Annotated in this window: 23 protein-coding genes; 13 read left to right on the forward strand and 10 right to left on the reverse strand. The window is 71.9% G+C overall.

Features of this window, described 5'->3' with window-relative positions; genetic code table 11:
* Nucleotides 1-8 precede the first annotated feature (8 nt).
* Nucleotides 9-623 carry an NADPH-dependent FMN reductase gene (locus OG462_RS15670; RefSeq protein WP_406058051.1) on the reverse strand — a complete coding sequence of 205 codons (615 nt, stop codon included), beginning with the start codon at nucleotides 621-623 and terminating at the stop codon, nucleotides 9-11.
* A gap of 92 nt (nucleotides 624-715) precedes the next feature.
* On the opposite strand from OG462_RS15670, the gene OG462_RS15675 reads away from it, so the two are divergent.
* From OG462_RS15675 to OG462_RS15695, 5 genes are all read left to right on the forward strand, one after another.
* Entirely contained in the window at nucleotides 716-1477 is a 762-nt protein-coding gene (locus OG462_RS15675; protein WP_406058052.1) for an aminotransferase class IV, read from the forward strand.
* A 42-nt stretch (nucleotides 1478-1519) separates the two neighbouring features.
* The gene (locus OG462_RS15680) at nucleotides 1520-3241 is read left to right on the forward strand and encodes a right-handed parallel beta-helix repeat-containing protein (RefSeq protein ID WP_406058053.1); all 1722 of its coding nucleotides are present in this window, start codon (nucleotides 1520-1522) and stop codon (nucleotides 3239-3241) included.
* The gene (locus tag OG462_RS15685; protein ID WP_406058054.1) at nucleotides 3238-3642 is read left to right on the forward strand and encodes a hypothetical protein; all 405 of its coding nucleotides are present in this window, start codon (nucleotides 3238-3240) and stop codon (nucleotides 3640-3642) included. The genes OG462_RS15680 and OG462_RS15685 overlap by 4 nt, the downstream gene beginning before the upstream one ends.
* Nucleotides 3643-3896: 254 nt before the next feature.
* Complete coding sequence (locus OG462_RS15690; protein WP_406058055.1) at nucleotides 3897-4403, forward strand: hypothetical protein; 507 nt, start codon at nucleotides 3897-3899, stop codon at nucleotides 4401-4403.
* Nucleotides 4404-4483: 80 nt separating this feature from the next.
* Nucleotides 4484-5113 carry a class F sortase gene (locus tag OG462_RS15695; protein ID WP_406058056.1) on the forward strand — a complete coding sequence of 210 codons (630 nt, stop codon included), beginning with the start codon at nucleotides 4484-4486 and terminating at the stop codon, nucleotides 5111-5113.
* A 3-nt stretch (nucleotides 5114-5116) separates the two neighbouring features.
* Here OG462_RS15695 and OG462_RS15700 read toward each other — a convergent pair whose 3' ends face one another.
* From OG462_RS15700 to OG462_RS15710, 3 genes are read right to left on the reverse strand one after another with little or no spacing between them, the layout of a single operon-like run.
* Nucleotides 5117-5902, reverse strand: a complete 786-nt coding sequence (locus OG462_RS15700) for a sulfite exporter TauE/SafE family protein (protein ID WP_406058057.1) — start codon at nucleotides 5900-5902, stop codon at nucleotides 5117-5119.
* A 37-nt stretch (nucleotides 5903-5939) separates the two neighbouring features.
* Nucleotides 5940-6155, reverse strand: a complete 216-nt coding sequence (locus OG462_RS15705; RefSeq protein ID WP_406058058.1) for a hypothetical protein — start codon at nucleotides 6153-6155, stop codon at nucleotides 5940-5942.
* On the reverse strand, nucleotides 6148-7455 hold the full coding sequence (locus tag OG462_RS15710) for a ferric reductase-like transmembrane domain-containing protein (protein ID WP_406066558.1): 1308 nt from the start codon (nucleotides 7453-7455) through the stop codon (nucleotides 6148-6150). The genes OG462_RS15705 and OG462_RS15710 overlap by 8 nt, the downstream gene beginning before the upstream one ends.
* Nucleotides 7456-7822: 367 nt before the next feature.
* On the opposite strand from OG462_RS15710, the gene OG462_RS15715 reads away from it, so the two are divergent.
* From OG462_RS15715 to OG462_RS15740, 6 genes are all read left to right on the forward strand, one after another.
* Nucleotides 7823-9013 carry an NAD(P)/FAD-dependent oxidoreductase gene (locus OG462_RS15715; RefSeq protein ID WP_406058059.1) on the forward strand — a complete coding sequence of 397 codons (1191 nt, stop codon included), beginning with the start codon at nucleotides 7823-7825 and terminating at the stop codon, nucleotides 9011-9013.
* Nucleotides 9014-9027: 14 nt separating this feature from the next.
* Nucleotides 9028-11595: a nitrite reductase large subunit NirB gene (gene nirB / locus OG462_RS15720; protein ID WP_406058060.1), complete on the forward strand. Its 2568-nt coding sequence runs from the start codon at nucleotides 9028-9030 to the stop codon at nucleotides 11593-11595.
* The gene (gene nirD, locus OG462_RS15725) at nucleotides 11592-11945 is read left to right on the forward strand and encodes a nitrite reductase small subunit NirD (protein ID WP_406058061.1); all 354 of its coding nucleotides are present in this window, start codon (nucleotides 11592-11594) and stop codon (nucleotides 11943-11945) included. The genes nirB and nirD overlap by 4 nt, the downstream gene beginning before the upstream one ends.
* Before the next feature lie 37 nt (nucleotides 11946-11982).
* Nucleotides 11983-12567 carry a TetR/AcrR family transcriptional regulator gene (locus OG462_RS15730; RefSeq protein WP_406058062.1) on the forward strand — a complete coding sequence of 195 codons (585 nt, stop codon included), beginning with the start codon at nucleotides 11983-11985 and terminating at the stop codon, nucleotides 12565-12567.
* Nucleotides 12568-12650: 83 nt separating this feature from the next.
* Nucleotides 12651-14102 (forward strand): MFS transporter, encoded by a 1452-nt coding sequence (locus OG462_RS15735; RefSeq protein WP_406058063.1) that lies wholly within the window; start codon nucleotides 12651-12653, stop codon nucleotides 14100-14102.
* A 30-nt stretch (nucleotides 14103-14132) separates the two neighbouring features.
* Nucleotides 14133-14894 carry an SDR family NAD(P)-dependent oxidoreductase gene (locus tag OG462_RS15740; RefSeq protein ID WP_406058064.1) on the forward strand — a complete coding sequence of 254 codons (762 nt, stop codon included), beginning with the start codon at nucleotides 14133-14135 and terminating at the stop codon, nucleotides 14892-14894.
* Between the two features lie 12 nt (nucleotides 14895-14906).
* On the opposite strand, the gene OG462_RS15745 is transcribed toward OG462_RS15740, so the two are convergent.
* Nucleotides 14907-15320, reverse strand: a complete 414-nt coding sequence (locus OG462_RS15745; protein WP_406058065.1) for a VOC family protein — start codon at nucleotides 15318-15320, stop codon at nucleotides 14907-14909.
* A 101-nt stretch (nucleotides 15321-15421) separates the two neighbouring features.
* Nucleotides 15422-15871, reverse strand: coding sequence for a group III truncated hemoglobin (locus OG462_RS15750; protein WP_406058066.1), 450 nt, complete (start codon nucleotides 15869-15871; stop codon nucleotides 15422-15424).
* Between the two features lie 266 nt (nucleotides 15872-16137).
* Here OG462_RS15750 and OG462_RS15755 point away from each other — a divergent pair, with 266 nt between their 5' ends.
* Entirely contained in the window at nucleotides 16138-17298 is a 1161-nt protein-coding gene (locus OG462_RS15755) for an alkaline phosphatase PhoX (RefSeq protein ID WP_406058067.1), read from the forward strand.
* Nucleotides 17299-17333: 35 nt separating this feature from the next.
* Here the strand turns inward: OG462_RS15755 and OG462_RS15760 are convergent, their stop codons facing one another.
* The 3 genes from OG462_RS15760 to dusB all read right to left on the reverse strand — a co-directional run bounded on the left by OG462_RS15760 (nucleotide 17334) and on the right by dusB (nucleotide 23127).
* Nucleotides 17334-18356, reverse strand: a complete 1023-nt coding sequence (locus OG462_RS15760) for a helix-turn-helix domain-containing protein (RefSeq protein WP_406058068.1) — start codon at nucleotides 18354-18356, stop codon at nucleotides 17334-17336.
* Between the two features lie 567 nt (nucleotides 18357-18923).
* Nucleotides 18924-21635 carry a pyruvate, phosphate dikinase gene (ppdK, locus tag OG462_RS15765; RefSeq protein WP_406058069.1) on the reverse strand — a complete coding sequence of 904 codons (2712 nt, stop codon included), beginning with the start codon at nucleotides 21633-21635 and terminating at the stop codon, nucleotides 18924-18926.
* Between the two features lie 355 nt (nucleotides 21636-21990).
* Nucleotides 21991-23127, reverse strand: coding sequence for a tRNA dihydrouridine synthase DusB (dusB, locus tag OG462_RS15770; protein ID WP_406058070.1), 1137 nt, complete (start codon nucleotides 23125-23127; stop codon nucleotides 21991-21993).
* Between the two features lie 52 nt (nucleotides 23128-23179).
* On the opposite strand from dusB, the gene OG462_RS15775 reads away from it, so the two are divergent.
* Nucleotides 23180-24679, forward strand: a complete 1500-nt coding sequence (locus tag OG462_RS15775; RefSeq protein WP_406058071.1) for an MFS transporter — start codon at nucleotides 23180-23182, stop codon at nucleotides 24677-24679.
* Here the strand turns inward: OG462_RS15775 and OG462_RS15780 are convergent.
* Complete coding sequence (locus OG462_RS15780) at nucleotides 24666-25550, reverse strand: helix-turn-helix domain-containing protein (protein WP_406066560.1); 885 nt, start codon at nucleotides 25548-25550, stop codon at nucleotides 24666-24668. The genes OG462_RS15775 and OG462_RS15780 overlap by 14 nt on opposite strands.
* Nucleotides 25551-25641: the final 91 nt, after the last annotated feature.

The following is a 25641-nucleotide window of genomic DNA, read 5'->3' on the forward strand; positions in this document are numbered from 1 at the left end:
ACGGTTCCTCACGCGCCGTACGGGCGGACGGACTTGGCGTCCTTGAGGGCGCGGCCCCACCAGCCGAGCTGGTCGAGGAGCGCCTTGGCCGCGCCCTCCGCGCCGGCGGGGTCCTTGTGCCGCCCGTCCTCGTCGAACAGCCCGTGGGCGTGGTGGAAGGAGACGGTGTCGCGGACGGTGACCGCGTGCATCTCGGCGTACACCTGACGGAGTTGCTCGACGGCGCGCAGGCCGCCGGAGATGCCGCCGTAGGAGACGAAGCCGACGGGCTTGGCCTGCCATTCGGTGTAGTGCCGGTCGATCAGGTTCTTGAGGGAGGCGGGGAAGGAGTGGTTGTACTCGGGGGTGACGACGACGAAGGCGTCGGCTGCCTCCAACACGGGTGCGACCTTGGCGAGTTCGGCGCTGACTGCCGGGGAGGGGCGGTAGGAGAGGGAGGTGGGGAGGTCGACCTCGGCGAGGTCGACGACGGTGACGGTGAAGTCCTCGCGCTCGGCGAGGCGGGAGCGGAACCAGTCGGTGATGACGGGGGCGAAGCGGCCTTCGCGGTCGCTGGCGACGACGACGGCGAGGGTGAGGGGCGCGGCGGAGACGGTGGCCTGAACGGCGTTCGTGATGTCCATGCCGATGATCGTGGTACCTCAAGTTTGGTTGAGGTCAAGCGACGTTCCACAGCTCTTTCCCAAGGCCGTTTCCCGGGACGTACGGTGAGTACATGACGACTCCGCCCCCCTACATCGAGATCGACGGCGTCCCCGCGGCCGACCCCGCACTGCTCGCCGCCCTCATGTCCGGCTTCGGCCACTTCACGGCGATGCAGGTACGGGACGGGCGCGTGAAGGGCCTCGACCTGCACCTCGCCCGCCTCGACCGCGCGACCCGCGAGCTCTTCGACCAGGAGCTGGACGGCAAGCGGGTCCGCACCCTGATCACCGGCGCCCTGGAGACGTCCGGGCAGCGGAACGCCTCGGTACGGGTGTACGTGTACCCGGACGTCCGCGTCATGGTGACCGTCGCCGCACCCGCCCCTGACGGCCTCGGCGCCCCGCAGCGCCTGACGACCGCCGAGTACTGGCGACCCGCGCCGCACATCAAGCACCTGGGCGGCTTCGGCCAGAGCTACCACCGCGAGGCGGCCCTGCGCGTCGGCTACGACGAGGCCGTTCTGACCTCCCCGTACGGCGAGATCGCCGAGGGGGCGATCACCAACATCGCCTTCTGGGACGGCACTTCCGTGGTCTGGCCGTCGGCGCCCTGTCTCCTGGGGATCACCATGGCCCTTCTGGAGCCCCGCCTGGAGTCGGTCCGGCGCCCGGTCACCCTGGCCGATCTGCCGGACTACCGGGCCGCGTTCGTCACCAACTCCCGTTCCATCGCGGCCGTGACGGCGATCGACGAGGTGACGTTCGCGGTGGACGAGGAGCTGATGGAGCGGGTGTACGCGGCGTTCGACTCGGTGGAGTGGGACGCGCTCTAGACAGCAGTACGGAGATCGTTACGGGGGGGGGAGTCACCGTCCATGAGATACGTCGTCTCGCCGCGCGGAGGCCGCCGCGCCCACCGCGACATCACGTCGGCGCTCCGCGCGGCGGCGGAACGGAACCGGCCGGCGGTCATCGAGATCACATCCGGTCACTACGAGGAGTCGCTGGTCGTCCGGGGCGACGTGCGACTGATCGCCACCGACGGCCCCGGCTCCGTCACGGTCAGCGGCCGGAGCCGCATCCTGCAGACCTTCGGCACGGTCCACGTCGACGGCCTCCACCTGGTGGGCGAGGGCCTGGAGGTCGTCGGCTGCGGCTCGGGAACGCTCACCCTGGAACACACGTGGATCCGGGCGCGTGCCGGCGCCGACCGTGCCGTCGGCCCCGCCGTGTTCGCCCGGCCGCACACCTCCGTCACCCTGCGGGACAGCAACGTGGCGCACGGGCGCGTCCTCTTCGACGGCAGCCAGGGGCTCGTCGAGCGGTGCCGGTTCACCGACGCGGCGAACAACGCGATCGCCGCGATCGGCGGCGCCCGGGTCGTGGTCCGCGGCAGCCGCGTGGAGGGCAGCCGCGTCCACGGGCTGCTCGTCTCCGACGCGCATGCCGAGATCAGCGATTCCGGACTGACCGGCACCGGGTCGGCGGCGCTCGCCGCCGACGCCCGGGCCGAACTCACCGTGCGGAGCTGCACGATCACCGACGTGCACGGCGAGGGAATCCTGTTCGCCGAACAGTCCAGGGGCACCGTGGACGGCACCCATGTCACCGGCGCGCGGCACGGCATCAGCGTGACGTCCGGCGCCGACCCGCTGGTACGTCACAGCAGGTTCGCCGCGTGCCGCGACACCGGCGTGTACGTCCGGGAGACTGGCCGGGGCAGGTTCCAGGACTGCGACATCCTCGACGCGGGCAACGTCGCCGTGTACTCCACCAAGGGTGGCACACCGGAGGTCCTCCGCGGCCGCATCGCCGGGGGCAACGTCGGGATCGCCGTCACCGAGGGCGCCCGGGGCCGCTTCGGTCACGTCCGGATCGAGGACCTGACGGGGGTGGCTCTGCGGGTCTTCGACGAGTCCGGGGCCGTCTTCGAGCACCTCCGCGTGGAGCGCTGCCAGGCCGGCCTCGAAGTACGGGGCAACGGCGGCACCACCGCCGACCTCACCGACACCGCCTTCCACGACTTCGGCCTGGCCACGCTGGCCGTCGCGGGCGAGGCCAGGGTCACCGCACGGAACGTGACAGGGGAGCGCGGAGTCATCGGGTTCAGCGCCGGCGAGCAGGCGCAGCTGATCCTGAACGACTGCGCGGCGACCGGGACGAGCACCGGCGGGGTCGTCGCCTTCGGCCAGGCGCGGCTCGTCGCGCGGAGACTCCGGGTGACCGGCTCGGACGGCATCGGTCTCACCGGGAGCGGATCCGCCTCCGTGGACATCGCGGACAGCGACTTCGCCGCCTGCGCGCTCGCAGGCGCGACCTTCACCGAGGAGTGCACGGGCCGCCTGGTGAACTGCTCCGTGACCGATTCGAAGGGGCGTGGCGTGGTGCACAACGGCCTCGTCGACCTGGTCTCGCTCCGTACGTCCCTGCCGGTCGTCCGGCAGGCCGAACAACCGGCCGAGCCCGCGCCGGCCCCCGTGATCGTCAACGGACTGTTGATCCAGGGCGACGTCCACGGCGGCCAGTTCGCGTGGCAGAACGACCGGGTCGAACAGCACCAGCACCGCCAGACCGAAGGAGAGGAACCCTCGCCATGAACGACCCCCAGGACACTCCCCGTCAGGACGGCCTCCACATCCAGGGCTCCGTCTCCCACTCCCAGTTCGCCTGGAGCAACGAGAAGGTCGTCCAGCGCCAGGAGGACAACCGCACGGTCGCGCCGGGGTACGAGGCACTCGCCGAGCGCGTGAACGAACTCATCCGGCAGCTGCCCGAATCCGGTCTCGGCGAGCAGGACCGCGGGGACGCCCAGGACGCCGCCGAGGAGGTCCTCGCGGTGATCACCCGGGCGGATCCCGACGAGGAGGGCAGGCTGCGGCGCGCGCTCGCCACCCTCAGGGGAGTCCTCGCCCCCGCGGCCACGGGCATCGCGGCCGGTGCGACGGCGGGGGCCCAGCAGTGGGCCCTGGAGGCGATCGGGGGGCTGACGGGGATCTGACCCGCGCGCCGGACGGGACGGACCCCGGTCACCCGTTCGGCACGGGGCGTCAGCTGACACAACGAAACCCGGCCCGACCTGCATAAACGTCGGAAATCCAGGCGACACACCGTATCGGACGGCCCAATCCTGATGCCTCATCAGGAGGCGCGGCGCGCGCGGCGGCTCTTATCTCGGTCACAGAAGGTCGTTCCGGGAAGTCCCTCCCGGGAGGACCGCCCCGCTCGACCGCTCGCGCGCCCCGGAGGCCCCCCATGCGCACCATTGCCCGCCTGTTCACCGGTACCGCGCTGACGGTCGCCGCGATCGGAGCCCTCGCCGTCCCCTCGGCCTTCGCCGGCGACTCCGAGTGGCTCGAACTCTTCCCCTCCGATGCCGAGCCCGGCACCACCGTCACCGTCAACACGCTCGCCTGCGGCAAGCACGGTCACGGCGTCGGGGACGCGAACTCGCTCGGCGCGGGCGAGTTCCAGCTGAGCCCGAGCACGCACAAGGAGGTCGTGGTCGGACAGTTCCGCGTACCGGAGCACGCCAAGGCCGGCACGTACGGCATCAGCGTGGCCTGCGACAACGGCAAGACGGCCCGGGGCGACCTGACCGTCAAGCACCGCCGTCCCAGCGGCCACGTCCAGACCGGTGTCGGGGGCAGCGTCGGCCCCGACACCGCCCAGGTCACGGCGGGCGCGGCGGTGCTGGCCGCGGCTGCCGTGGGCGGGGTCTGGCTCCTGCGCCGCCGGGCGAGCGGCGCGCAGGGCCACTGAAGACCATCCGCCTGTCCTGCCCCCGCCGGAGCGCCCGAACACGGCCCGGCGGGGGCAGGGCCACACCCTAGGGAACCCAGGTGAGCAACAGGAGCAAGGGCTGGGGCATAGCCGTGGCCGCCTGCGTCGGGCTCTGGCTCGTCCAGAACGGCTCTGAGCAGGTCACCCCGCCCGTCCCGTCGGCCGCCCAGGCCTTCGCCGCCGGGCCGAGCGTGCACACCGACGCCGCCGCCGACCCGCTGCCGCCCTCGGCGCCGGTCCGGCTGCGCATCCCCGAGACCGATGTGGACACCCCGATGATGCGGCTCGGCCTGGCCTCGGACGGTTCGCTCGACGTACCGCCGGCCGGGAACCGGAACATGGCCGGCTGGTACGAGGACGGCACCCGGCCCGGCGCCAAGGGCACGGCGATCGTCGCGGGCCATGTGGACAACGCCGACGGGCCGGCCGTCTTCTACACGCTCGGCGCCCTGAAGAAGGGCCACCGGATCGAGGTGGACCGGCAGGACGGGCGTACCGCCGTGTTCACGGTCGACGCGGTCGAGGTCTACGGGAACAAGGACTTCCCGGACCGGAAGGTGTACGACGAGGCGGACCGCGCGGAGATCCGGGTGATCACCTGCGGCGGCGGCTTCTCGAAGAAGAACGGCTACCAGGGGAACGTGGTCGCGTACGGCCACCTCATCGGGGTGCGGCAACCGGTCCGGTGAAGGTCAGGCCCACTGGTCGAAGGCGAGCTTCGCGACCAGCGAGAGCACCACGACGAGCAGCACCCCGCGCACGAACTCGGCGCCCTTGCTGAGCGCCATCCGCGCACCGACCGTCCCGCCGATCAGGTTGAAGACCGCCATGACGGCGGCGAGCTGCCAGTACACGCTGCCCTGGTACGCGAACATCACGAGCGCGCCCGCGTTGGTGCAGACGTTGACGATCTTCGCGGTGGCGGAGGCGGTCACCAGGTCGAGGTGGAGCACCGCGGTCAGCGCGAGGACCAGGAAGGTTCCGGTGCCGGGCCCGAACAGGCCGTCGTAGAAGCCGATCCCGCCGCCGACCACGACGATCGCGGTCACGATCCGGGCCCGGGTCAGCGGCGCCCGCTCCTCCCCCTCGGGCTTCGCGCCGAACGAGGGCCGCAGCATCACGAAGGCCGCCACGGCGAGCAGGACGACCATGATGACCGGGCGCAGGACGTCGCTGCTGATACCGGCGGCGAAGAAGGCACCGGCCATGGAGCCCGTGAGGGCGGCGAGCCCGATGCGTACCGCCGTCCAGACCTGCACGGGTGCCTTGCGGACGTAGGTGACCGCGGCCCCGGTGGTGCCCACGATCGCGACGGCCTTGTTGGTGCCGAGGATGTGGGCGGCCTGGACGTTCGGCAGCCCGAGCAGCAGGGCGGGCAGCAGGAGCAGCCCGCCACCGCCGACCACCGCGTCGATCCAGCCCGCCACGAGCGCGGCGAGGCACAGCAGGACAAGGGTGGTCAGCGAGATCTCGGGCATGCCCATGACCCTAGGGAGGCGATCGTTGCCCCGTCCATCAATCTCGGGAGAGTTGAGCTACGTCTGAGCTTGCGGCGCCCGGCCCACGGTCGGGGGCCGGCGGCGCGGCCGGGGAGACGGAGGCCGTGAGGAGGGTCGCGGCGAGCGCGCCGGCGCCGATGAGGACGGCGGCGAGCCGGCGGCGGGCCTGCTCCTCTCCGACGGCGCGCGGGGCACGCGGAGCTCCGTGTCTGGCCCTGGTCCGGCTACGCATGGTCGAAGTCCTCACTGTGGATGCGGGAGGCCGGCACCCCGGCCCGGATCAGGTTGGCGGTGGCGGCCCGTGCCATCGCGGGCGGACCGCACAGGTACACGTCGTGGGCGGCGAGGTCCGGCACCAGATGGCGCAGGGCGCGCGGGGCGAGGGGGTCGAAGGAGTCGTCCGAGCGGCCGAGGAGGAAGTGCAGGGCGGCCTGCCGTGCGCGGGCGATGGACTCCAGCTCCTCGCGCAGGACGAGCCCGGCCGCGTCGGAGGCCCGGTAGAGCAGGGTCACGTCGCCGGGCCCGCCGGGCAGCGTCTCGAACAGGGCGCGCAGCGGGGTGATGCCGACTCCGCCGGCGAGCAGCAGGACCTTGCGGCGGGTGCGGCGGTGGGCGGTCAGCGCGCCGAAGGGGCCCGAGGCGAGGACCCGGGTCCCGGGGCGGAGCCGTCGGATGCGGCGGGTGTGGTCGCCGAGGGCCTTGACGGTGATCCGCAGGGTGTCGTCGCGGACGGGCGCGGAGAGGGAGAAGGGCAGGGCGGTCGCCCAGAGCCCGCGCCGCAGGAAGCGCCAGCGGAAGAACTGGCCGGGTTCGGCGCGCAGTCGGGCCACTCCCCTGCCCCGGACGAGGACCGAGACGACCCCGGGGCCTTCGTCGCGGACCTCGACGACCCGCAGCTCGTGGCGCAGGGCGGCGCGGACGGGGACGACGAGCCGGTACCAGAGGAGGAGGACGGCGACGGTGCCGTGGGCCATCGACCAGAGCCAGCGGACGAGGAGGCTGTCGGCGATGTCGGGTCCGGCGAGCTGGTGGACGAAGCCGAGGGCGGCGGCGAGCAGCCCGCCGAGGTGAATCGCCCGCCAGGTCTCGTGGCGGACCCGGCGCCGTACGGCCCGTGCGGAGGTGATGCCGACGGCGACGAAGAGGGCGGTTCCGGCGGTGGCGGCGGCGATCGCCCCGTACGCGAGGAGGTCCTCGGTGGCGGTGACGAGGTCGGTACGGGTGTGCACGGCGTAGCCGCAGAGCGCGAGGAGCGCGTGGCCGCCGATCAGGCCGAGGACGTACCGGCCGCCGAGGGCGTGCCAGCGGGCGAGCCGGTCGGCACCGACGCCGTGCTCGACGGCCGGGACACGGGCCATGAGCAGCAGCAGGACGAGGACGCCGTACCCGGCGAGCAGACCGGTGAGGTGGGCACCGGACGCGAAGAAGGCGTCGAGGCGGGCGGAGGGCCGGGCCTGGGCACCCCAGAGAAGGGCGACGGCCCCGGCACCGGCGAGGATCGCGGCCCGCAGCCGCTCGGGGGCGAGCCGCAGGGCGGGAAGGGGCCGGGAAGCGGACGCGGGCACGGGCGGGGCCGGTATCAGCGGTGCGGCGGGGGACGGCGGAGCCGGTATCAGCGGTGCGGCGTGGACCGGCTCGCTGCGGAGGGATACGTAGAGAGGGTGGCTGGCCTCGGTGGTCACATCCGGCACACTAGGTCCGCCCGTATACGGGAATCCCCAGCTCAGCTCCGTCCCCCCGATCCTTAAGCCTGGCTTGAGCCGAGCCTGACCACGGGTTAATCCTGGCGGCCGCCCCGCCCGGCCTCACAGCGGACGGGCACCGGGACGGAGATCAGCGTTCCGTACGGGAAACAGTCGGGATGCCGTCGGGTAACACCGGCCGCGCACGCTTCCCGGTATGAGTACACGGATCGTGGTGGTCGGGGGCGGAACGGCGGGCGCCCGGCTCGCCCAGCGCCTGCCCGTCACCCTCCTCGGCGAGGAGCCGCACGCCCCGTACAACAGGGTGCTGCTCGCCGACGTCCTCGCCGGGCGGTACGCCCCCGAGGTGACCGCCCTGCCCGGGACCCGCGAGCCGGTACGGCTCGGGGTGCGGGCGGTGCGGATCGACCGGGCGGCACGGACGGTGGAGTGCGCGGACGGCTCGCTCGTCGGCTACGACCGCCTGGTCCTGGCCACGGGCTCCAACCCGGTGCTTCCGCCGCTGCGCGGACTGCGCGGGGCGGAGCTGCCGGAGGGCGTCCACGCCTTCCGTACGCTCGACGACTGCCTGGCGCTGCGCGACCGGGTACGGCCCGGGGCGCGGGCGGTGGTCATCGGCGGCGGACTCCTCGGAGTCTCGGCGGCGCGGGCCCTGGCGGCGCTCGGCGCGGAGGTCGTGCTCACCCAGCAGGGCGAGCGCCTCATGGAGCGCCAACTGGACGCGACGGCCTCGGCCTTGCTGCGTGAACACGTCGAGTCCCTCGGGGTCGAGGTGCACACCGAGTGCCGGGTGAGCGGGCTGCGGCAGCGGGACGGCGAGGTCACGGCGGTCGAACTGGCCGACGGCTTCGTCCTCGACGCCCAGGTCGTGGTCCTGGCCTGCGGGGTCCGCCCCAGGGTGGCCCTGGGGCGCGAGGCGGGCCTCGACGTGGCCACCGGCATCGTGGTCGACGACGAACTCCGCACCTCGGACCCCCACATCCACGCGATCGGCGACTGCGCGGAACACGCGGGCAGGGTCTACGGCCTGGCGGGCCCGGCCCTGGAACAGGCCGACGTCCTGGCGGACCTGCTCCTCGCCGAGGGTGCCGCCCCCCGCTACACCGGCACCCGTGCCCTCACCCGCCTCACCCTCGGCGGTGCCACCCCGCTGGACCTCGCCGCCTTCGGCGAAGCAACCGCCCGACCCGGCGACGACGTGGTCCAGCTCACCGACGCCACCCGCCGCGCCTACCGCAAGGTGGTCGTCCGCGGAGACCGTCTCGTCGGCGGCGTCCTCCTCGGTGACCTCGCCGCGGTCGGCGCGCTCGCCCGGGCCTGGGAGGGCGACGAAGCCCTCCCGGAGGCCCCCCTGCTCCACCTGCTCACCCACGACGGAGGCTGCTGACAATGAGCGCTGACATGACCACACGCACCCCGACGATCGTCCTGGTCGGCCACGGAATGGTCGGCCAGCGGTTCCTGGAGTCGCTCGCCGACCGTGGGGTCACCGAGCGGGCCAGGATCGTGGTCCTCTGCGAGGAGCCGCGTCCGGCTTATGACCGCGTGCAGCTGACCTCGTACTTCTCCGGAAAGACGCCCGACGACCTGTCGATGGTCGAGGCGGGCTTCATGGAGAAGCACGGCATCGAGCTCTACGTGGGCGATGCGGCGGAGTCGGTGGACCGGGAGGCCCGTACGGTCACCGCCCGCTCCGGGCAGGTCTTCGCGTACGACGCGCTCGTCCTCGCGACCGGCTCGTACCCGTTCGTTCCGCCGGTGCCCGGCAAGGACGCCCGCGGCTGTTTCGTGTACCGGACGATCGAGGACCTCCTCGCCATCGAGGAGTACGCGAAGACGGCGACGACCGGCGCGGTCGTCGGCGGCGGTCTGCTCGGCCTGGAGGCGGCCGGCGCGCTCAAGGGCCTCGGACTCGACACCCACGTGGTGGAGTTCGCGCCGCGTCTGATGCCGGTGCAGGTCGACGAGGGCGGTGGCGCCGCGCTGCTGCGCACGATCGAGCGGATGGGTCTGACCGTCCACACCGGGATCGGCACGCAGGAGGTCGTGACGGCGGACGGCGCCGTGACGGGCATGAAGCTGTCGGACGGTTCCGAACTGGCCACGGACATGGTCGTGTTCTCGGCCGGTGTACGCCCCCGGGACCAGCTGGCCCGCGACTGCGGCCTGACCGTCGGGGAGCGCGGCGGCATCGCGGTCGACGAGCAGTGCCGTACGTCGGACCCGGCGGTCTTCGCGATCGGCGAGTGCGCGCTCGCCTCCGACGGGCGGGTGTACGGCCTGGTGGCGCCGGGCTACGAGATGGCGCTGACGGTGGCCGCGACCCTGGCGGCCGAGACCGGGGACGGCGGGGGCGAGGGGGCCGGCTTCACCGGCGCCGACCTGTCGACGAAGCTGAAGCTGCTCGGTGTGGACGTGGCCTCGTTCGGCGACGCGCACGGCACGGCCGAGGGCTGCCTCGACGTCGTGTACTCCGACTCCCGCTCGGGCGTCTACAAGAAGCTGGTCGTGAGCGGTGACGGCGTCCTCCTCGGCGGTGTCCTGGTCGGCGACGCCGAGCAGTACGGCCTGCTCCGCCCTCTCACCGGCACGGTGCCGCCGGTCTCCCCCGAGCAGCTGGTGCTTCCGGCGGGCGCGGGCGCGCCGGTGGCGCTCGGCCCTTCGGCACTGCCGGACGACGCGGTGATCTGCTCCTGCCACAACGTGACGAAGCATGCGATCGGCGAGTGCTCCTCGCTCGCCGAGGTGAAGAAGTGCACCAAGGCCGGTACGGGCTGCGGCAGTTGCGTGAAGATCATCGAGAAGCTGCTGCCGGCGCCGGCCGACAAGGGGCTCTGCGGCTGCTTCTCGTACGGCCGGAGCGAGCTGTACGAGATCGCCCGCACCCTGCGGATCACCTCGTTCGCCGCGCTGCTCGACTCGCACGGGCGGCCGGAGGCGCGGGGCGGTGAGGGCTGTGAGGTCTGCAAGCCGACCGTCGGCTCGATCATCGCCTCTCTCGCCCCGACACTCGGCATCGGCGGCTACATCCTGGACGGCGAGCAGGCCTCCCTCCAGGACACCAACGACCACTTCCTCGCCAACATGCAGCGCAACGGCTCGTACTCGGTCGTGCCGCGCATCCCCGGCGGTGAGATCACCCCGGACAAGCTGATCGTGATCGGCGAGGTGGCCCGCGACTTCGGCCTCTACACGAAGATCACGGGCGGCCAGCGGATCGACCTCTTCGGCGCCCGGGTGGACCAGCTCCCCGCGATCTGGACCCGCCTGGTCGACGCGGGCTTCGAGTCGGGGCACGCGTACGGCAAGGCGCTGCGCACGATCAAGTCCTGCGTGGGGCAGACCTGGTGCCGGTACGGCGTCCAGGACTCGGTGAAGATGGCGATCCAGCTGGAGCTGCGCTACCGGGGCCTGCGCGCCCCGCACAAGCTCAAGTCGGCGGTCTCCGGCTGCGCCCGCGAGTGCGCGGAGGCGCAGTCGAAGGACTTCGGGATCATCGCGACGGCCAACGGCTGGAACCTGTACGTCGGCGGGAACGGCGGCGCGACCCCGCGCCACGCGGACCTGCTCGCCCAGGACCTCTCCGACGCCGAACTGGTGCGGCTGATCGACCGGTTCCTGATGTTCTACATCCGGACGGCGGACCGCCTGGAGCGGACGTCGACCTGGCTGGAGCGCCTGGAGGGCGGGCTCGACCACCTCAAGGACGTGGTGGTGCACGACTCGCTCGGGCTCTGCGACGAGCTGGAGGCGCTGATGGCGGCGCACGTCGCCGACTACCAGGACGAGTGGGCGCAGACCCTGGACGACCCGGACCGGCTGCGGCGCTTCGTCTCCTTCGTGAACGCGCCGGAGGCACCGGACCCCTCGGTCCGCTTCGTGCCGGAGCGCGACCAGATCAAGCCGGACCTCACGATCCTGACGCTCGGCAGGACGAACAGCACGCTGGAAGGGGCTTCCTCCCGATGACGACTCTCACGACGCGCACCACGACTTCACTCGAACTCTCGCCCGCCCCCGGCTCCTGGCTGACGGTCTGCGAGGAGTCCCGGCTGACGCCCGGCCGGGGCGCGGCGGTGCTGCTGCCGGACGGCCGGCAGGCGGCGGTCTTCCGGGACCGGTCGGGACGGCTGTACGCGATCGACAACCGGGACCCGTTCACGGGGGCTCAGGTGCTCTCCCGGGGGCTCGTCGGCTCGGCGGGCGGACGTCCGTTCGTGGCCTCGCCGCTCCTGAAGCAGCGCTTCGACCTGGAGACGGGACGGTGCCTGGACGACGACGAGGTCGCCGTGACGGTGTTCCCCGTACGCCTGACGTAACTTGACTGATCGTTCCAGATAGCCGTACGGTCTTCTTGTGGCCAGGACCAAGGAATTCGATCCCGACGCCGCGCTCCAGGCCGCACTCGAGCTGTTCTGGGCGCGCGGCTACGAGGCGACGACGATGTCGGACCTCGTGGAGCGCCTCGGTGTCGGCCGGGCCAGCATCTACGCGACCTTCGGGAACAAGCACGCGCTGTACCTGAAGGCGATGGACCGCTACCTGGAGACCCGCGACCCCCGGCTCGTCGAGGAGCTGTCCGCACCGGGCCCGGCCCTGCCGGCCGTCCGCACGCTCGTCCGCCGTTTCGCCGCCGAGGCGTCGGCCGACAAGGAGCGTCTGAACGGCTGTTTCGTCACCAACTCGGCAGCGGAACTGGGGCCGCACGACACGGCGGTGGCCCGCCGGGTCGAGCTCAGCTGGGAGCAGGTCGAGACGCTCCTGTACGCGGCGCTCACCCGGGCCCGCGCCGGGGGCGAGCTGCCGGCCGGCCGGGACCCGCGAGCCCTGGCGCGCATGCTGCTCGTGCTGCTCCAGGGGATCCGGGTGGTCGGCAAGGCGTCGAGCGACCCGACCAGGGTCCGGGACGCGGCGGAACAGGCACTGGACCTGCTGGAATGAGCCTGCAGGGATGAGGAATGGGCGCCCACGGGGGGCGCCCATTCTTCGGCGCTAATTCTGGAATGTACAGTCAAGTATAGGGGATGGGAATGCTTTCGACGAAGGCGCGGGAGCCCGGCGGGGTCACGAACGGCGGGGTCACGAACAGCGGGCGCGAACCCGGCCCCCGTACACGCGGCGGCTTCGCGCTCCTCGGGGCCGTGCAGATGACGCTCATCTTCACGCTCGCCTCCCTCGCCGTCCCCCTCCCCCGCATCGGCGCCGAATTCCGGCTCGACCGTGCCCAGTTGATCCTGCTGAGCGCCGCGTACGGGCTGACCTTCGCCGGGCTGCTGCTCTTCGGCGGGCGGCTCGCCGACCGCTTCGGCGGGCGCCGGAGCCTCACCACGGGGCTGCTGGTCTTCGGCGCCGCGTCCGCCCTCGCGCCGCTCACCCCCGGGTACGAGGCGCTGCTCGCCGCCCGGTTCGGGCAGGGCGTGGGCGCCGCGCTCGTCGCCCCGGCGGCGATGGCGGTGCTCCGGTCCCTGTTCCCCGAACCGGCCGCGTACGGCAGGGCGATGGCCACCTGGGGCGGCCTCTCCGTGCTCGGCGCGACGGCGGGGAATCTCCTCTCGGGGGTGATCGCGGGGGCCACCTCCTGGCGCGGCACCTTCGCGGTCCCGGTGGCGGTGACCGTCGCGGCCCTGCTCCTCACGCCACGCGTACTGCCCGGGACCGCACCCGACGACGCCCCCGGGCCCGCCGTCGACCGCCGGTCCCCCGACCTCCCCGGGCCCGCCGCCGACCGCAGGTCCCTCGACCTCCCCGGCGCCCTGCTCGCCACCGCCGGGATCACGCTCGCCAGTTTCGGGCTCGTCCTCACCGACGCCCACCCCTGGGGCTCCGCCCCCGTCCTCGTCCCCCTCCTCGGCGGGCTCGTCCTCCTGGCCGCCTTCGCGGCCGTCGAGCGACGCACCGCCGACCCGCTGCTGCCGCCGGACTTCCTGCGCGACGGCCGCCGGGTCCTGGGCCTCGCGGCGATCGGACTCACGGCGGCCGGTACGGCGACCGTCTTCATCCTGCTCTCCCTCGCGTTCCAGCAGCAGCGCGGCTGGAACGAGCTGGGGACCTCCGCCGCCTTCGTGCCCTTCGCGGTCGCCCTGCTCGGCTCGGGACGGCTCGCCGGCCCGCTGATCAGGCGGTACGGCCCCGGGCGCGTGACCGCGACCGGGCTCGGAACGGCGGCAGCGGGACTCGGACTGCTCGCCGCGACCGGTTTCGACACCTCGGTCCCGTACGCGTACGGGCTCCTCCCCGGCCTGCTCCTGCTGCCGGCCGGCGGCGCCCTGTCCTTCGCGGCCGCCGCCGTCCTGGCCACCGAGGGCGTCCCGGCGCACCGGGCGGGCCTGGCGGGCGGCGTCCTGAACACGGCGATGGAACTCGGCCCGACCGTGGTCTTCGCCGCACTGCTCACCCTCGGCGGGGACGCGGTGTCACTGGCGGCAGCGGCCGCCCTGTTCGCGGCGCTCGCCGCGGCCACGATCCGCGTCAAGTAACCACACACACTCACACGGGAGTCAGCTCACATGAACGCACGCTTCACCGACCGCGTCGTCCTCGTCACCGGGGCCGGTTCCGGTCTCGGCCGGGCCATCGCGCTCGCCTTCGCCGCCGAGGGCGCGAAGGTCGTCGTCGCCGGCCGTACCGCCGAGCCCCTGGAGGGGACGGTGGGCCTGATCGAGGCCGCCGGGGGCACCGCCGCGGCCGTCACGGCCGATGTGGCCCGCGCCGAGTCCGTACGGGAGCTGGTCCGGCGTACGGTCGAGGTCTTCGGCGGCCTCGACGTGGCCGTGAACAACGCGGGGGTCTTCCGGGGCGGGCACAGCGCCGCCGACTTCCCCCTGGACGACTGGCAGACCCTGCTCGACATCAACGTCACGGGGGTGCTGCACGCCCTGCAGGCCGAGGTGGCCCACATGCGGGCGCACGGGGGCGGGGCGATCGTGAACATCGCGTCGAACCTGGGCCCGCACGTCCGGATCCCCGGGGTCTTCGGCTACCAGGTCTCGAAGGCGGCCGTGTCGGCGCTGACCAGGGCCGCGGCCCTGGACCACATCGCCGACGGGGTCCGGATCAACGCGGTCAGCCCCGGCGCCTCGGAGTCCACGATGTCCCTGCGGCCCGGCGAGACGGAGGCCGATCGGGAGGTCCGGATGAAGCAGGAGTCTCCGCTGGGGCGGATCTCCTCCGCAGCCGAGGTGGCGGCGGCCGTGCTGTACCTCGCGTCGGACGCGGCCGGCTCCGCCGTCGGCACGGACCTGGTGATCGACGGCGGCGTCTCCGCCTGACACGCGCGGGGCTCAGCCCTGGGCGGCCGCCGGGTCCATCCAGAAGACCTCCCAGTGGTGGCCGTCCAGGTCGGCGAAGGAGCGGCCGTACATGAAGCCGAGGTCCATCGGCTCCTTCGCGGGGGTGCCGCCGGCGGCGAGGGCGGCGTCGGCCAGCTCGTCGCACTTCTCACGGCTCTCGGCGCTCAGGGTGACCAGGACCTCGGTGGTCCTGGTGGCGTCGGAGAGCTCCTTGCCGGGGGCCATGAAGGACTTGAACTTGGGCTCTTCGAGCAGCATCGCGAAGATCGTCTCGCTGAAGACCACACAGGCGGTGGTCTCGTCGCTGAACTGCGGGTTGTGGGAGAAGCCGAGCTTCTCGAAGAAGGCCCTGCTGGCGTCGACACTCTTGACGGGCAGGTTCACGAAGATCATCTGCGGGGCCATGATGCGCTCTCTTCCCTTGCGTTCCGGTCGTTCCGGCGCTCTCAAGAGGTAGGACGGGCGTCCCGCCCGTAACTCATCGCTCTCCCGAAGATTTTTTGCGCTCAGGCCACGGAGCGCAGCTCAAGGGCCGCCAACGGCACGAATCCCCCGCCGGAGCCCGCCGTGTCCGCCCCGGGCCCGGCGAGCCGCCGCAGCAGGGCGAGAGCGATCCGCTCGCCCTGCGCCTTGGCCCGCTCGGCCAGCGGGCCGGCGTGGAGGCCGTCGACGGTGGCGTGCCAGAGCTGCACCCAGCGTCCGAAGTGGGCGGCGGTGAGGGCCCGGGCGGAATGGAGTGCGGAGTGCGGGGCGAAGGCGTCCCGCCCGTAGTCGGCGGTACGGAAGAGGGCGCGCTCCCAGAAGTCGGTGATGCGCGGCAGATGGACCTCCAGGTCGGTCCCGGCGATCTCGGTGAAGAACGGCCCGATGAGCGGGTCGGCGAAGGCCGCGCGGTAGAAGCGCCGCAGCAGCACGTCGAGGTCGTCACGATCACGAATGTCCCGGCCGGCGCACATACCCCCAGTGTCCCCGCAGGAGCGGACAGCCCCAAGTGCCGAAGGTCCCCGAGCCCCAGGTGCCGAGGGTCACCCGAGCCCCAGGCGCCGAGGGTCCCCCGAGCCCCAGGTACCGAAGGCCCCCGCACGACCGACAGGGCCCCGCCGCTTCCTCTTCACCGCTTGTTGATGCACAGTCAATTCCGTACTCCTAGTTTCCGGAAGCGCGCGACCCCGTCGCCGACCGGCATGACGGGGCGGTTCACCACCCTTCTCAGGAGTGAGACGTGGAGCGACGCAGTTTCCTGCGCGGAGCGGTCATCGGCACGTCGGCCGCCGCCTTCGGCGGCACACTGATGCACGGCGCCGCGTACGCGGCCCCCGCCCAGCCCGGCGCCGGCCCCTACGGCGCCCTCGGCGCGGCGGACGCCAACGGCATCCTGCTGCCCGCCGGTTTCACCAGCCGGGTCATCGCACGGTCCGGCCAGACCGTGCCCGGCACCTCGTACACCTGGCACAGCGCTCCCGACGGCGGCGCCTGCTTCGCCGACGGCACCGGCTGGATCTACGTGTCCAACTCGGAGATCAACCCGAGCGGCGGCACGAGCGCGGTGCGGTTCAGCTCGACCGGCGCCGTCACCGGCGCGTACCGCATCCTGTCCGGCACCCGTCAGAACTGCGCCGGCGGCAGGACCCCGTGGAACACCTGGCTCTCCTGCGAGGAGGTCAGCCTCGGGTACGTCTACGAGACCGACCCGTACGGCGTGAACGCGGCCGTCCGCCGGGACACCATGGGCCGGTTCAAGCACGAGGCCGCCGCGGCCGACCCGGTCCGCAAGGTCGTCTACCTGACCGAGGACGAGACGAGCGGCTGCCTCTACCGCTTCATCCCCACCACCTGGGGCAACCTCTCCGCCGGCACCCTCCAGGTGATGGTCGCCGGCACCGCCACCTCCGGCTCCTTCACCTGGCAGAACGTGCCGGACCCGGACGGCTCCCCGACCGTGACCCGCAGCCAGGTCTCCGGCTCGAAGAAGTTCAACGGCGGCGAGGGCTGCCACTACGCCAACGACACCGTCTGGTTCACCACCAAGGGCGACAACCGCCTCTGGCAGCTCAACCTCACCACCAGCACCTACGAGCTGGCCTACGACGACTCGCTCGTACCGAACGGCGCCGCCCCGCTCACCGGTGTCGACAACGTCACCGGCTCCTCCTCCGGAGACCTCTTCATCGCCGAGGACGGCGGCAACATGGAGATCTGCGTCATCACCCCGGACGACGTCGTCGCCCCGTTCCTGCGGATCAGCGGCCAGTCCTCCTCGGAGATCACCGGCCCCGCCTTCTCCCCCGACGGCACGCGGCTGTACTTCTCCAGCCAGCGGGGCACGAGCGGCAGCTCCTCCGCCGGCATCACCTACGAGGTGACGGGCCCGTTCCGCGCGTGACGCCTTCGAGGTGACGGGCCCGTCCTTCGCGTCACCTACGAGGTGACCGGCCCGTTGCGCGCGTAGCACCGCAGATCCACCGTCCGTTGGGCGCCGCCGAGCAAGGCGGCGCCCAACGGCGTCAGTGTGTGCAGGACCGCGTTCCCGTGGCGCAGGGTCGCGATGAGTCCGGCCTCGCGCAGGACGCCCGCGTGCTGGCTCGCCGAGGCGAGCGACACCCCGGCCCGGCGGGCGAGCTCGCTCGTCGTACCGCCGTCGCCGATGGCGTGCAGGACCGCCGAGCGGGTCTGGCCGACCAGCTTGGCGAGCGAGGAGCCGCCCGGCGCGCGCACCGTCGGCGCCTCGCCGTGGGTGACGGGGTAGACGAGCACCGGCGGCAGCGCGGGGTCGCGCAGCACGACGGGGGTCCCCCGGCAGAAGTACGAGGGCTGGAGCAGCAGCCCCCGCCCGTCGAGGTGGACGTCCCGGTCGACCGGGTAGTCGGCCTCCAGGACGGGCGCGCGCCAGCGCAGCATCGGCGGCAGCGAGGCGAGGAGTTCGTCGGCGCCACCGTCCAGGAGCGCGCGGCCGCGGCGCGCCCGGTCGGCCTCGACGCGGGCCCGGATGTGCGGCCAGTACGGCTCCACGGCGGCCCGGTGGTAGCTCCGCAGCGCCCCCACGAGCCGGTCGAAGGGCTCCGCGCCGCCGTCGGCGAGGGCGCGCAGCGAATGCGGTACCGTCCGCCCGCCGGACCGGCCCGCGGCGAGCAGCGAGAGTTCGCCGCGCAGCCGGCCGGCAGGGGTCGCACGGATCGCCTGGAGCCCCTCGTCGAGCCCGATGACGCCCTCGGCGGGCGTCAGGAAGTCGGGGAAATAGCCCCGGCTGGGAACGAGCGCCGCGAGGAGCCGGGTCTCACCACCGAGCCGCATCCGGGTTTCGGAGCGCCATTCTCCGAAGACGACGGGGCCGCGCCGGTCCCTTAAACGGTGAAAACTGAGAATCGTTTCCCACAGAACATCGGGCCGGGCGGCGGTCCGCACCCCCGCCAGGTCGTTTCCGGTGAAATGAATCCGCAGCATGACGTCCCCACCTGTGCACTCGCAACCACCCCCGACGACGAGTATGCACAGCATCACTGCACGTTACCAGGGTGTTTCAGCCACAGTTGAAAAGCATCGCGGCAATGGGGGCGGAACCGAAAAGCTGTACGGGTCGGGCAGGAAACCTTCAGGACCGAGGTGACGTGGTGAAGACCGTGGGGGGCTTTGCCCGTCCGGCGGCGGTCGGCGAGGTTGCGGCTCACCTGCCCGGCATCGGTAAAGGGCGCGGCCTCCGGGTGGGGATCCGGGGGCCGCGCCCGTCCCATTCTTTGCGGTGAGGAACCGAACAAGTTCAATGGCCAATAATTCAATCAGGCGCAATTGAACAACTACTCACATCCGCTCAACAAACAAACGACGGGACGGACACCTCCGCACAAAGGTGTCCGTCCCGTCGCCGTGATTCCGGAGCCGCCGCCCGCCGGTGAGGGTGGTGAGGTGACCGACGGCGCCCCCGGCCGTACCGGAGTGGTTCCGGGATTCCCGCTGCTGAACGGGGGTTCAGGAGGGCCCGACCGCCGCTCCTGACCCCCCGTTCAGCAGGACTCAGCGGCTGTCGCTGCCCTTCGACTCGGCCGCCGCGCGGCCGGCCTCCAGACGCGCCACCGGGATCCGGAAGGGCGAGCAGGAGACGTAGTCGAGACCGACCTCGTGGAAGAAGTGCACCGACTCCGGGTCACCGCCGTGCTCGCCGCAGACACCGAGCTTGATGTCGGGGCGGGTGGCGCGGCCGGCCTGGACGGCGCTGCGCACGAGCGCGCCGACACCGTCCTTGTCGATGGTCTCGAAGGGGCTGACGCCGAAGATGCCCTTCTCCAGGTACGCGGTGAAGAACGAGGCCTCCACGTCGTCGCGGGAGAAGCCCCACACCGTCTGCGTCAGGTCGTTCGTGCCGAAGGAGAAGAACTCCGCGGCCTCGGCGATCTGACCGGCGGTCACGGCGGCGCGCGGCAGCTCGATCATGGTGCCGAGCGCGAGCTTCAGGTCCACGCCGGTCTGCGCCCGGACCTCCGCGATGACCGTCTCGGCCTCCTCGCGGACGATCTCCAGCTCCTGGACGGTGCCGACGAGCGGGATCATGATCTCGACGCGCGGGTCGCCCTTGGCGTCGATGCGCTGGGCCGCGGCCTCGGCGATCGCCCGGACCTGCATGGTGAACAGGCCGGGGATGACCAGGCCGAGGCGGACGCCGCGCAGACCCAGCATCGGGTTCTGCTCGTGCAGCCGGTGCACGGCCTGGAGCAGGCGCAGGTCGTTCTCGTGCGGCTCCTTGCGGGACTCGGCGAGGGCGACGCGCACCGACAGCTCGGTGATGTCGGGCAGGAACTCGTGCAGCGGCGGGTCGAGCAGCCGGACCGTGACGGGCAGCCCGTCCATGGCCTCGAAGAGCTCGACGAAGTCCGTCTTCTGCAGCGGCAGGAGGGCTTCCAGGGCCTGGTCGCGCTCGGTGTCCGTGTCGGCGAGGATCAGGCGCTCGACGAACTGGCGGCGCTCGCCGAGGAACATGTGCTCGGTGCGGCAGAGGCCGATGCCCTGGGCGCCGAAGCGGCGGGCGCGGTTGGCGTCCTCGGCGTTGTCCGCGTTGGCGCGGACGCGCAGGCGGCGGACGCGGTCGGCGTAGGCCATGATCCGGTGGACGGCCTGGACCAGCTCGTCGGCGTCGTCCGCACCGGCGTGCATGCGGCCCTCGAAGTACTCGACGACCGGGGACGGTACGACGGGTACCTCACCGAGGTAGACCTTGCCGGTGGAGCCGTCGATGGAGACGACGTCACCCTCCTCGACGACCTGGCCGTCGGAGGTGGTCATCCGGCGGCGCTTGGTGTCGACCTCGAGCTCCTCGGCGCCGCAGACACAGGTCTTGCCCATGCCGCGGGCGACGACGGCGGCGTGCGAGGTCTTGCCGCCGCGGGAGGTGAGGATGCCCTCGGCGGCGATCATGCCGTCCAGGTCGTCCGGGTTGGTCTCGCGGCGGATCAGGATGACCTTCTCGCCGGACCGGGACCACTTGACGGCGGTGTACGAGTCGAAGACGGCCTTGCCGACGGCGGCGCCCGGGGAGGCGGCGATGCCGCGCCCGATCTGGTCGACCTTCGCGTCCTCGTCGAACTTGGGGAACATCAGCTGGGCGAGCTGCGCGCCGGTGACGCGCTGGAGCGCCTCGGCCTCGTCGATCAGGCCCTGGTCCACGAGCTGCGTGGCGATGCGGAAGGCGGCACCGGCGGTGCGCTTGCCGACGCGGGTCTGGAGCATCCAGAGCTGGCCGCGCTCGATGGTGAACTCGATGTCGCAGAGATCCTTGTAGTGGGTCTCCAGCGTGTTCATGATGTGCATGAGCTGGTCGTACGACGTCTTGTCGATCGACTCGAGGTCGGCCAGCGGCACGGTGTTGCGGATACCCGCGACGACGTCCTCGCCCTGCGCGTTCTGCAGGTAGTCGCCGTAGACGCCGGCGTGACCGGAGGCGGGGTCGCGGGTGAAGGCGACGCCGGTGCCGGAGTCCGGGCCGAGGTTGCCGAAGACCATCGAGCAGACGTTGACGGCGGTGCCGAGGTCGCCCGGGATGCGCTCCTGGCGGCGGTACAGCTTCGCGCGGTCGGTGTTCCAGGAGTTGAAGACGGCCTCGATGGCGAGGTCCATCTGCTCACGCGGGTCCTGGGGGAAGTCGCGGCCGGTCTCGGCCTTCACGATCTTCTTGAAGTGATCGACGACCTTCTTGAGGTCGGCGGCGTCGAGGTCGGTGTCGCTGGCGACCTTCTTCGCGGCCTTCGCCTCGTCCAGCGCGTCCTCGAAGAGCTCGCCCTCGACGCCGAGGACGGTCTTGCCGAACATCTGGATGAGACGGCGGTACGAGTCCCACGCGAAGCGCTCGTTGTCGGCCTGGCGGGCGAGTCCGACGACGGACTCGTCGGAGAGGCCGATGTTGAGGACCGTGTCCATCATGCCCGGCATGGAGAACTTCGCTCCGGAGCGCACGGAGACGAGCAGCGGGTCGTCGGCCTGGCCGAGCTTCTTGCCCATCTGCTGCTCAAGGGCGTCGAGGTGGGCACTCACCTCGTCGCGGAGCTCGACCGGCTCCGAGCCGCTCTCGAGGTAGACCTTGCACGCTTCGGTGGTGATCGTGAACCCGGGAGGGACCGGAAGACCGAGGTTGGTCATCTCGGCCAGGTTCGCGCCCTTGCCACCGAGCAGGTCCTTCAGGTCCCTGTTGCCCTCGGTGAAGTCGTACACGAACTTCTGATCATTGTTTTCCGACACGGGTCCCGACTCCTCGATGACTCGGTTGGCTGCCCTGACGGCGAGGAACATACCCAGATCGAAGGCTTCTGGGGAGGTACGCCTAGCGGTCACGTGGCCTTAACCACCCGTCCGCCAGCACTTCGAAAGTAACCGAGAAGTAGCTTCCGTTTTCAGGCCCCGAAGGCTGTATGACCCAAAGCAGAGAGAAGTCGCTCACATGAGCGCGCATCCGAGCACTTGCGTTCAAGTCTTGAACGCAAAAAGGGTGGCACCCCGTGCCACCCTTCAGGCGATGCAGCCGTTTGTAACCTGCTCATCTGAGCACCACCCCCCTCAAGGGTGGCGAGGATCACTCCCCCGGAAAGGCCAGATCTCAGCCGCCGGACGTGTCCAGCTCGGCTTCCTCGCTCACGCCGGAGCAGTCGTACGGGTCCTTCAACCAGCCGTCCGGCAGGACAACTCGGTTGTTTCCGGACGTACGGCCCCGAGGACCGTCCGCACCCACGGGCCACGACTGGTCCAGGTCCAGCTCGCTCAACTGAGCGCTCAGTTCGTCGAGGGAAGAGGTGATCGCCAGCTTCTTGCGCATCTCGGAGCCCACCGAGAAGCCCTTCAGGTACCAGGCGACATGCTTGCGGAAGTCGATGACACCGCGTGCCTCGTCGCCGAGCCACTCCCCGAGCAGCCGCGCGTGCCGCACCATCGCGTCCGCGACCACCCGCAGCCCGGGCGCCGCGTAGGCTCCCGTGCCCTCGAAGCCGGCCACCAGGTCCGCGAAGAGCCACGGCCGCCCCAGGCAGCCACGGCCGACGACCACGCCGTCGCAGCCCGTCTCCCGCATCATCCGCAGGGCGTCGTCGGCGGACCAGATGTCGCCGTTGCCGAGCACCGGGATCTCCGGCACGTGCTCCTTGAGGCGCGCGATCGCGTCCCAGTCCGCCGTACCGCCGTAGTGCTGGGCCGCCGTCCGCCCGTGCAGGGCGATCGCCGTGACGCCCTCCTCCACCGCGATCCGGCCCGCGTCCAGATACGTGATGTGGTCGTCGTCGATGCCCTTGCGCATCTTCATCGTGACCGGCAGGTCACCCGCGTTGGTCACGGCCTCGTTGAGGATCGCGCGCAGCAGCGGCCGCTTGTAGGGCAGGGCCGAGCCGCCGCCCTTACGGGTCACCTTGGGGACCGGGCAGCCGAAGTTCAGGTCGATGTGGTCGGCGAGGTCCTCGTCGACGATCATCCGCACGGCCTTGCCGACCGTCACCGGGTCGACGCCGTACAGCTGGATCGAGCGCGGCTGCTCGGTCGCGTCGAAGCGGATGAGCTGCATCGTCTTCTCGTTGCGCTCGACCAGGGCGCGCGTCGTGATCATCTCGCTCACGAACAGCCCCTTGCCGCCGCTGAACTCGCGGCAGAGGGTACGGAAGGGGGCGTTGGTGATGCTGGCCATCGGGGCGAGCACCACCGGCGGCTGCACGATGTGCGGCCCGATGGCGAGGGGGGAGAACGCGGTCATTGGCCCATTGTCGCGCACTGCGCCGGTCATTAGTTAGCCGTACTATCCGAACATGCCAGAGCTCACACGCGCGCAGCTCCCGCGGGGCCGGCAGCTCGTCGTCCTGGCGATCTGCTGCATGAGTCTGCTGATCGTCAGCCTGGACAACACCGCGCTCAACGTCGCCCTGCCCTCCCTGCGGCGCGACCTGGGCGCCTCCGTCTCCGGCCTGCAGTGGGTCATCGACGCGTACACCCTCGTCCTGGCCTCGCTGCTCATGCTCGCGGGCTCCACCGCCGACCGCATCGGCCGCCGCAAGGTCTTCGTGACCGGCCTCGTCGTCTTCGCGCTCGGCTCGCTGCTCTGTTCCCTCGCCCCCAACCTGGAGGCGCTGATCGCCTTCCGGGCGGTGCAGGCGGTGGGCGGCTCGATGTTGAACCCGGTCGCCATGTCGATCATCACCAACACCTTCACCGAACCCGCCGCACGCGCGCGTGCCATCGGCGTCTGGGGCTCGGTCGTCGGTATCTCCCTGGCCCTGGGACCGCTGGTGGGCGGCGTGCTCGTCGAGTCGGTCGGCTGGCGGGCGATCTTCTGGGTCAACCTGCCGGTCGCCCTCGTCGCCCTGCTCCTCACCCTGCGGTACGTCCCCGAGTCCCGCGCGCCCCGGCCCCGGCGCGCCGACCCCGTCGGACAGCTCCTCGTGGCGACGCTCCTCGGCTCCCTCACGTACGCGATCATCGAGACCGACCCGCTCTTCGCCGGGATCGCGGCCGTGGCCCTCGGCGGGGTCCTCGTGTACGAGCCGAGGCGCCGAGAGCCCCTGATCGACCTGCGGTTCTTCCGCAGCGCGCCGTTCAGCGGGGCCACCGTCGTCGCGGTCTGCGCCTTCTCGGGCTTCGCCGGCTTCCTGTTCCTGAACACCCTGTACCTCCAGGAGGTGCGCGGACTCTCCCCGCTGGACGCCGGCCTGTACGTGCTGCCGATGGCGGGCATGACCTTCGTCTTCGCCCCGCTGTCGGGGCGGCTCACGGGCGCGCGTGGACCCCGTCTCCCGCTGCTCCTCGCGGGCACGGCGATGGCCACGGGCGCGCTGCTCTTCGCGGCCTTCGGCGCGGAGACCCACGATCCGCTGCTCTTCATCGGGTACGTGGCCTTCGGCATCGGCTTCGGCCTGGTCAACGCGCCGATCACCAACACGGCCGTCTCGGGGATGCCCCGCGCGCAGGCCGGGGTGGCGGCGGCGGTGGCCTCGACGAGCCGCCAGGTGGGGCAGACGCTCGGGGTGGCGGTCGTCGGCACGGTGCTCGCGACGGGGGTGGGTGCCGGGATGTCCGCGGAGGATTTCGTGACGGCGGCGCGGCCCGGCTACTGGGTGGTGACGGCCTGCGGCCTCGCCGTCCTCGCGGTCGGCGCGCTGACCAGCGGAAAGTGGGCCCGCCGCACGGCGGAACGGACGGCCCGGTGTCTGGAGGGGGAGGACGAGCGTCAGGCGGAGACCGAGGTGGGGGCGGACACGGGCACGGACTCGGGCACGGGCACGGGCACGGACTCGGGGCTCAAGCGGCGGTGAGGGCCTCGTCGTCCTGACGGATCTCCTGTTCACGTACGACGAATTCCAGGAGCCGCTCGACGCCGGCCCGGGTCTCGTCGTCGACGGGCACGTAGGTGACGAGGTGCGGTCCGGGGGTCGGGCCGAGCCAGAGGTTGGTGTGCTCGAACCTGAGCAGGCCCACGTGCGCGTTGTGGATGACCTTGGTGCGACCGCCCGGGGCGACCACGTCGCGCCGCGCCCAGATCTCCCGGAACTCCGGTGAGGCCGCTTCGAGCCGCTGGACCAGCGCCTTCCAGGCGGGCTCGGCCAGGTGCTCGGCCATGGAGGCCCGGAGCTTCCCGGCAAGGATGGGGAGGAGGTCCGGCAGGTCGGTGGCCGCGGCCTGGAAGTCCGCGTTGGTGAAGGCCAGCCAGAGGGAGTTGCGATCCTCCCGGGGCAGGGCGTCGAGGTCGCAGAAGAGCCGCCCGAAGGTCCGGTTGTGGGCGAGGAAGTCGAAGCGGCTGTTCTGGACGGCGGCGGGGACGGGCTCCAGCTGCTCCAGGATCGCGCGCAGCGCGGGGGTCACGGCCGGGCAGGGTGCGCCGGGATGCGGGTCGGCCTGTCCGGCGAGGGCGAAGAGGTGGCTCCGCTCGGTCGGGTCGAGGAGCAGCGCGTCGGCGAGGGCGTCGAGGACCTGCGGGGACACCTGGATGTCCCGGGCCTGTTCGAGCCAGGTGTACCAGGTGACGCCGACGGCGGAGAGGTGGGCGACCTCCTCGCGGCGCAGGCCGGGGGTGCGGCGGCGGCGCCCCCGGGGCAGGCCGACCTGCTCGGGGGTGATGCGCTCGCGCCGGCTGCGCAGGAAGGCGGCGAGCTCGTGTCGCCGCGTACCGGGTTCGGCCGTCGTCATGGTCGTCACGCTTCCAGGGTGCCGGGGCGGTCAGCCCATTGCCAGGTACTGCTTCTACCAGGATAAAGACACTCTGGTACCAGGCTGAGTG

Source organism: Streptomyces sp. NBC_01077, assembly GCF_045162855.1.
GTDB lineage: Bacteria > Actinomycetota > Actinomycetes > Streptomycetales > Streptomycetaceae > Streptomyces.

Bases quoted from the DNA above. Each gene is read 5' to 3' on its own strand.
- OG462_RS15670 (WP_406058051.1), bottom strand. From the start codon at position 623: ATGGACATCACGAACGCCGTTCAGGCCACCGTCTCCGCCGCGCCCCTC.
- OG462_RS15675 (WP_406058052.1), top strand. From the start codon at position 716: ATGACGACTCCGCCCCCCTACATCGAGATCGACGGCGTCCCCGCGGCC.
- OG462_RS15680 (WP_406058053.1), top strand. From the start codon at position 1,520: ATGAGATACGTCGTCTCGCCGCGCGGAGGCCGCCGCGCCCACCGCGAC.
- OG462_RS15685 (WP_406058054.1), top strand. From the start codon at position 3,238: ATGAACGACCCCCAGGACACTCCCCGTCAGGACGGCCTCCACATCCAG.
- OG462_RS15690 (WP_406058055.1), top strand. From the start codon at position 3,897: ATGCGCACCATTGCCCGCCTGTTCACCGGTACCGCGCTGACGGTCGCC.
- OG462_RS15700 (WP_406058057.1), bottom strand. From the start codon at position 5,902: ATGCCCGAGATCTCGCTGACCACCCTTGTCCTGCTGTGCCTCGCCGCG.
- OG462_RS15705 (WP_406058058.1), bottom strand. From the start codon at position 6,155: ATGCGTAGCCGGACCAGGGCCAGACACGGAGCTCCGCGTGCCCCGCGC.
- OG462_RS15715 (WP_406058059.1), top strand. From the start codon at position 7,823: ATGAGTACACGGATCGTGGTGGTCGGGGGCGGAACGGCGGGCGCCCGG.
- nirB (WP_406058060.1), top strand. From the start codon at position 9,028: ATGACCACACGCACCCCGACGATCGTCCTGGTCGGCCACGGAATGGTC.
- nirD (WP_406058061.1), top strand. From the start codon at position 11,592: ATGACGACTCTCACGACGCGCACCACGACTTCACTCGAACTCTCGCCC.
- OG462_RS15735 (WP_406058063.1), top strand. From the start codon at position 12,651: ATGGGAATGCTTTCGACGAAGGCGCGGGAGCCCGGCGGGGTCACGAAC.
- OG462_RS15740 (WP_406058064.1), top strand. From the start codon at position 14,133: ATGAACGCACGCTTCACCGACCGCGTCGTCCTCGTCACCGGGGCCGGT.
- OG462_RS15745 (WP_406058065.1), bottom strand. From the start codon at position 15,320: ATGGCCCCGCAGATGATCTTCGTGAACCTGCCCGTCAAGAGTGTCGAC.
- OG462_RS15750 (WP_406058066.1), bottom strand. From the start codon at position 15,871: ATGTGCGCCGGCCGGGACATTCGTGATCGTGACGACCTCGACGTGCTG.
- OG462_RS15760 (WP_406058068.1), bottom strand. From the start codon at position 18,356: ATGCTGCGGATTCATTTCACCGGAAACGACCTGGCGGGGGTGCGGACC.
- dusB (WP_406058070.1), bottom strand. From the start codon at position 23,127: ATGACCGCGTTCTCCCCCCTCGCCATCGGGCCGCACATCGTGCAGCCG.
- OG462_RS15775 (WP_406058071.1), top strand. From the start codon at position 23,180: ATGCCAGAGCTCACACGCGCGCAGCTCCCGCGGGGCCGGCAGCTCGTC.
- OG462_RS15780 (WP_406066560.1), bottom strand. From the start codon at position 25,550: ATGACGACGGCCGAACCCGGTACGCGGCGACACGAGCTCGCCGCCTTC.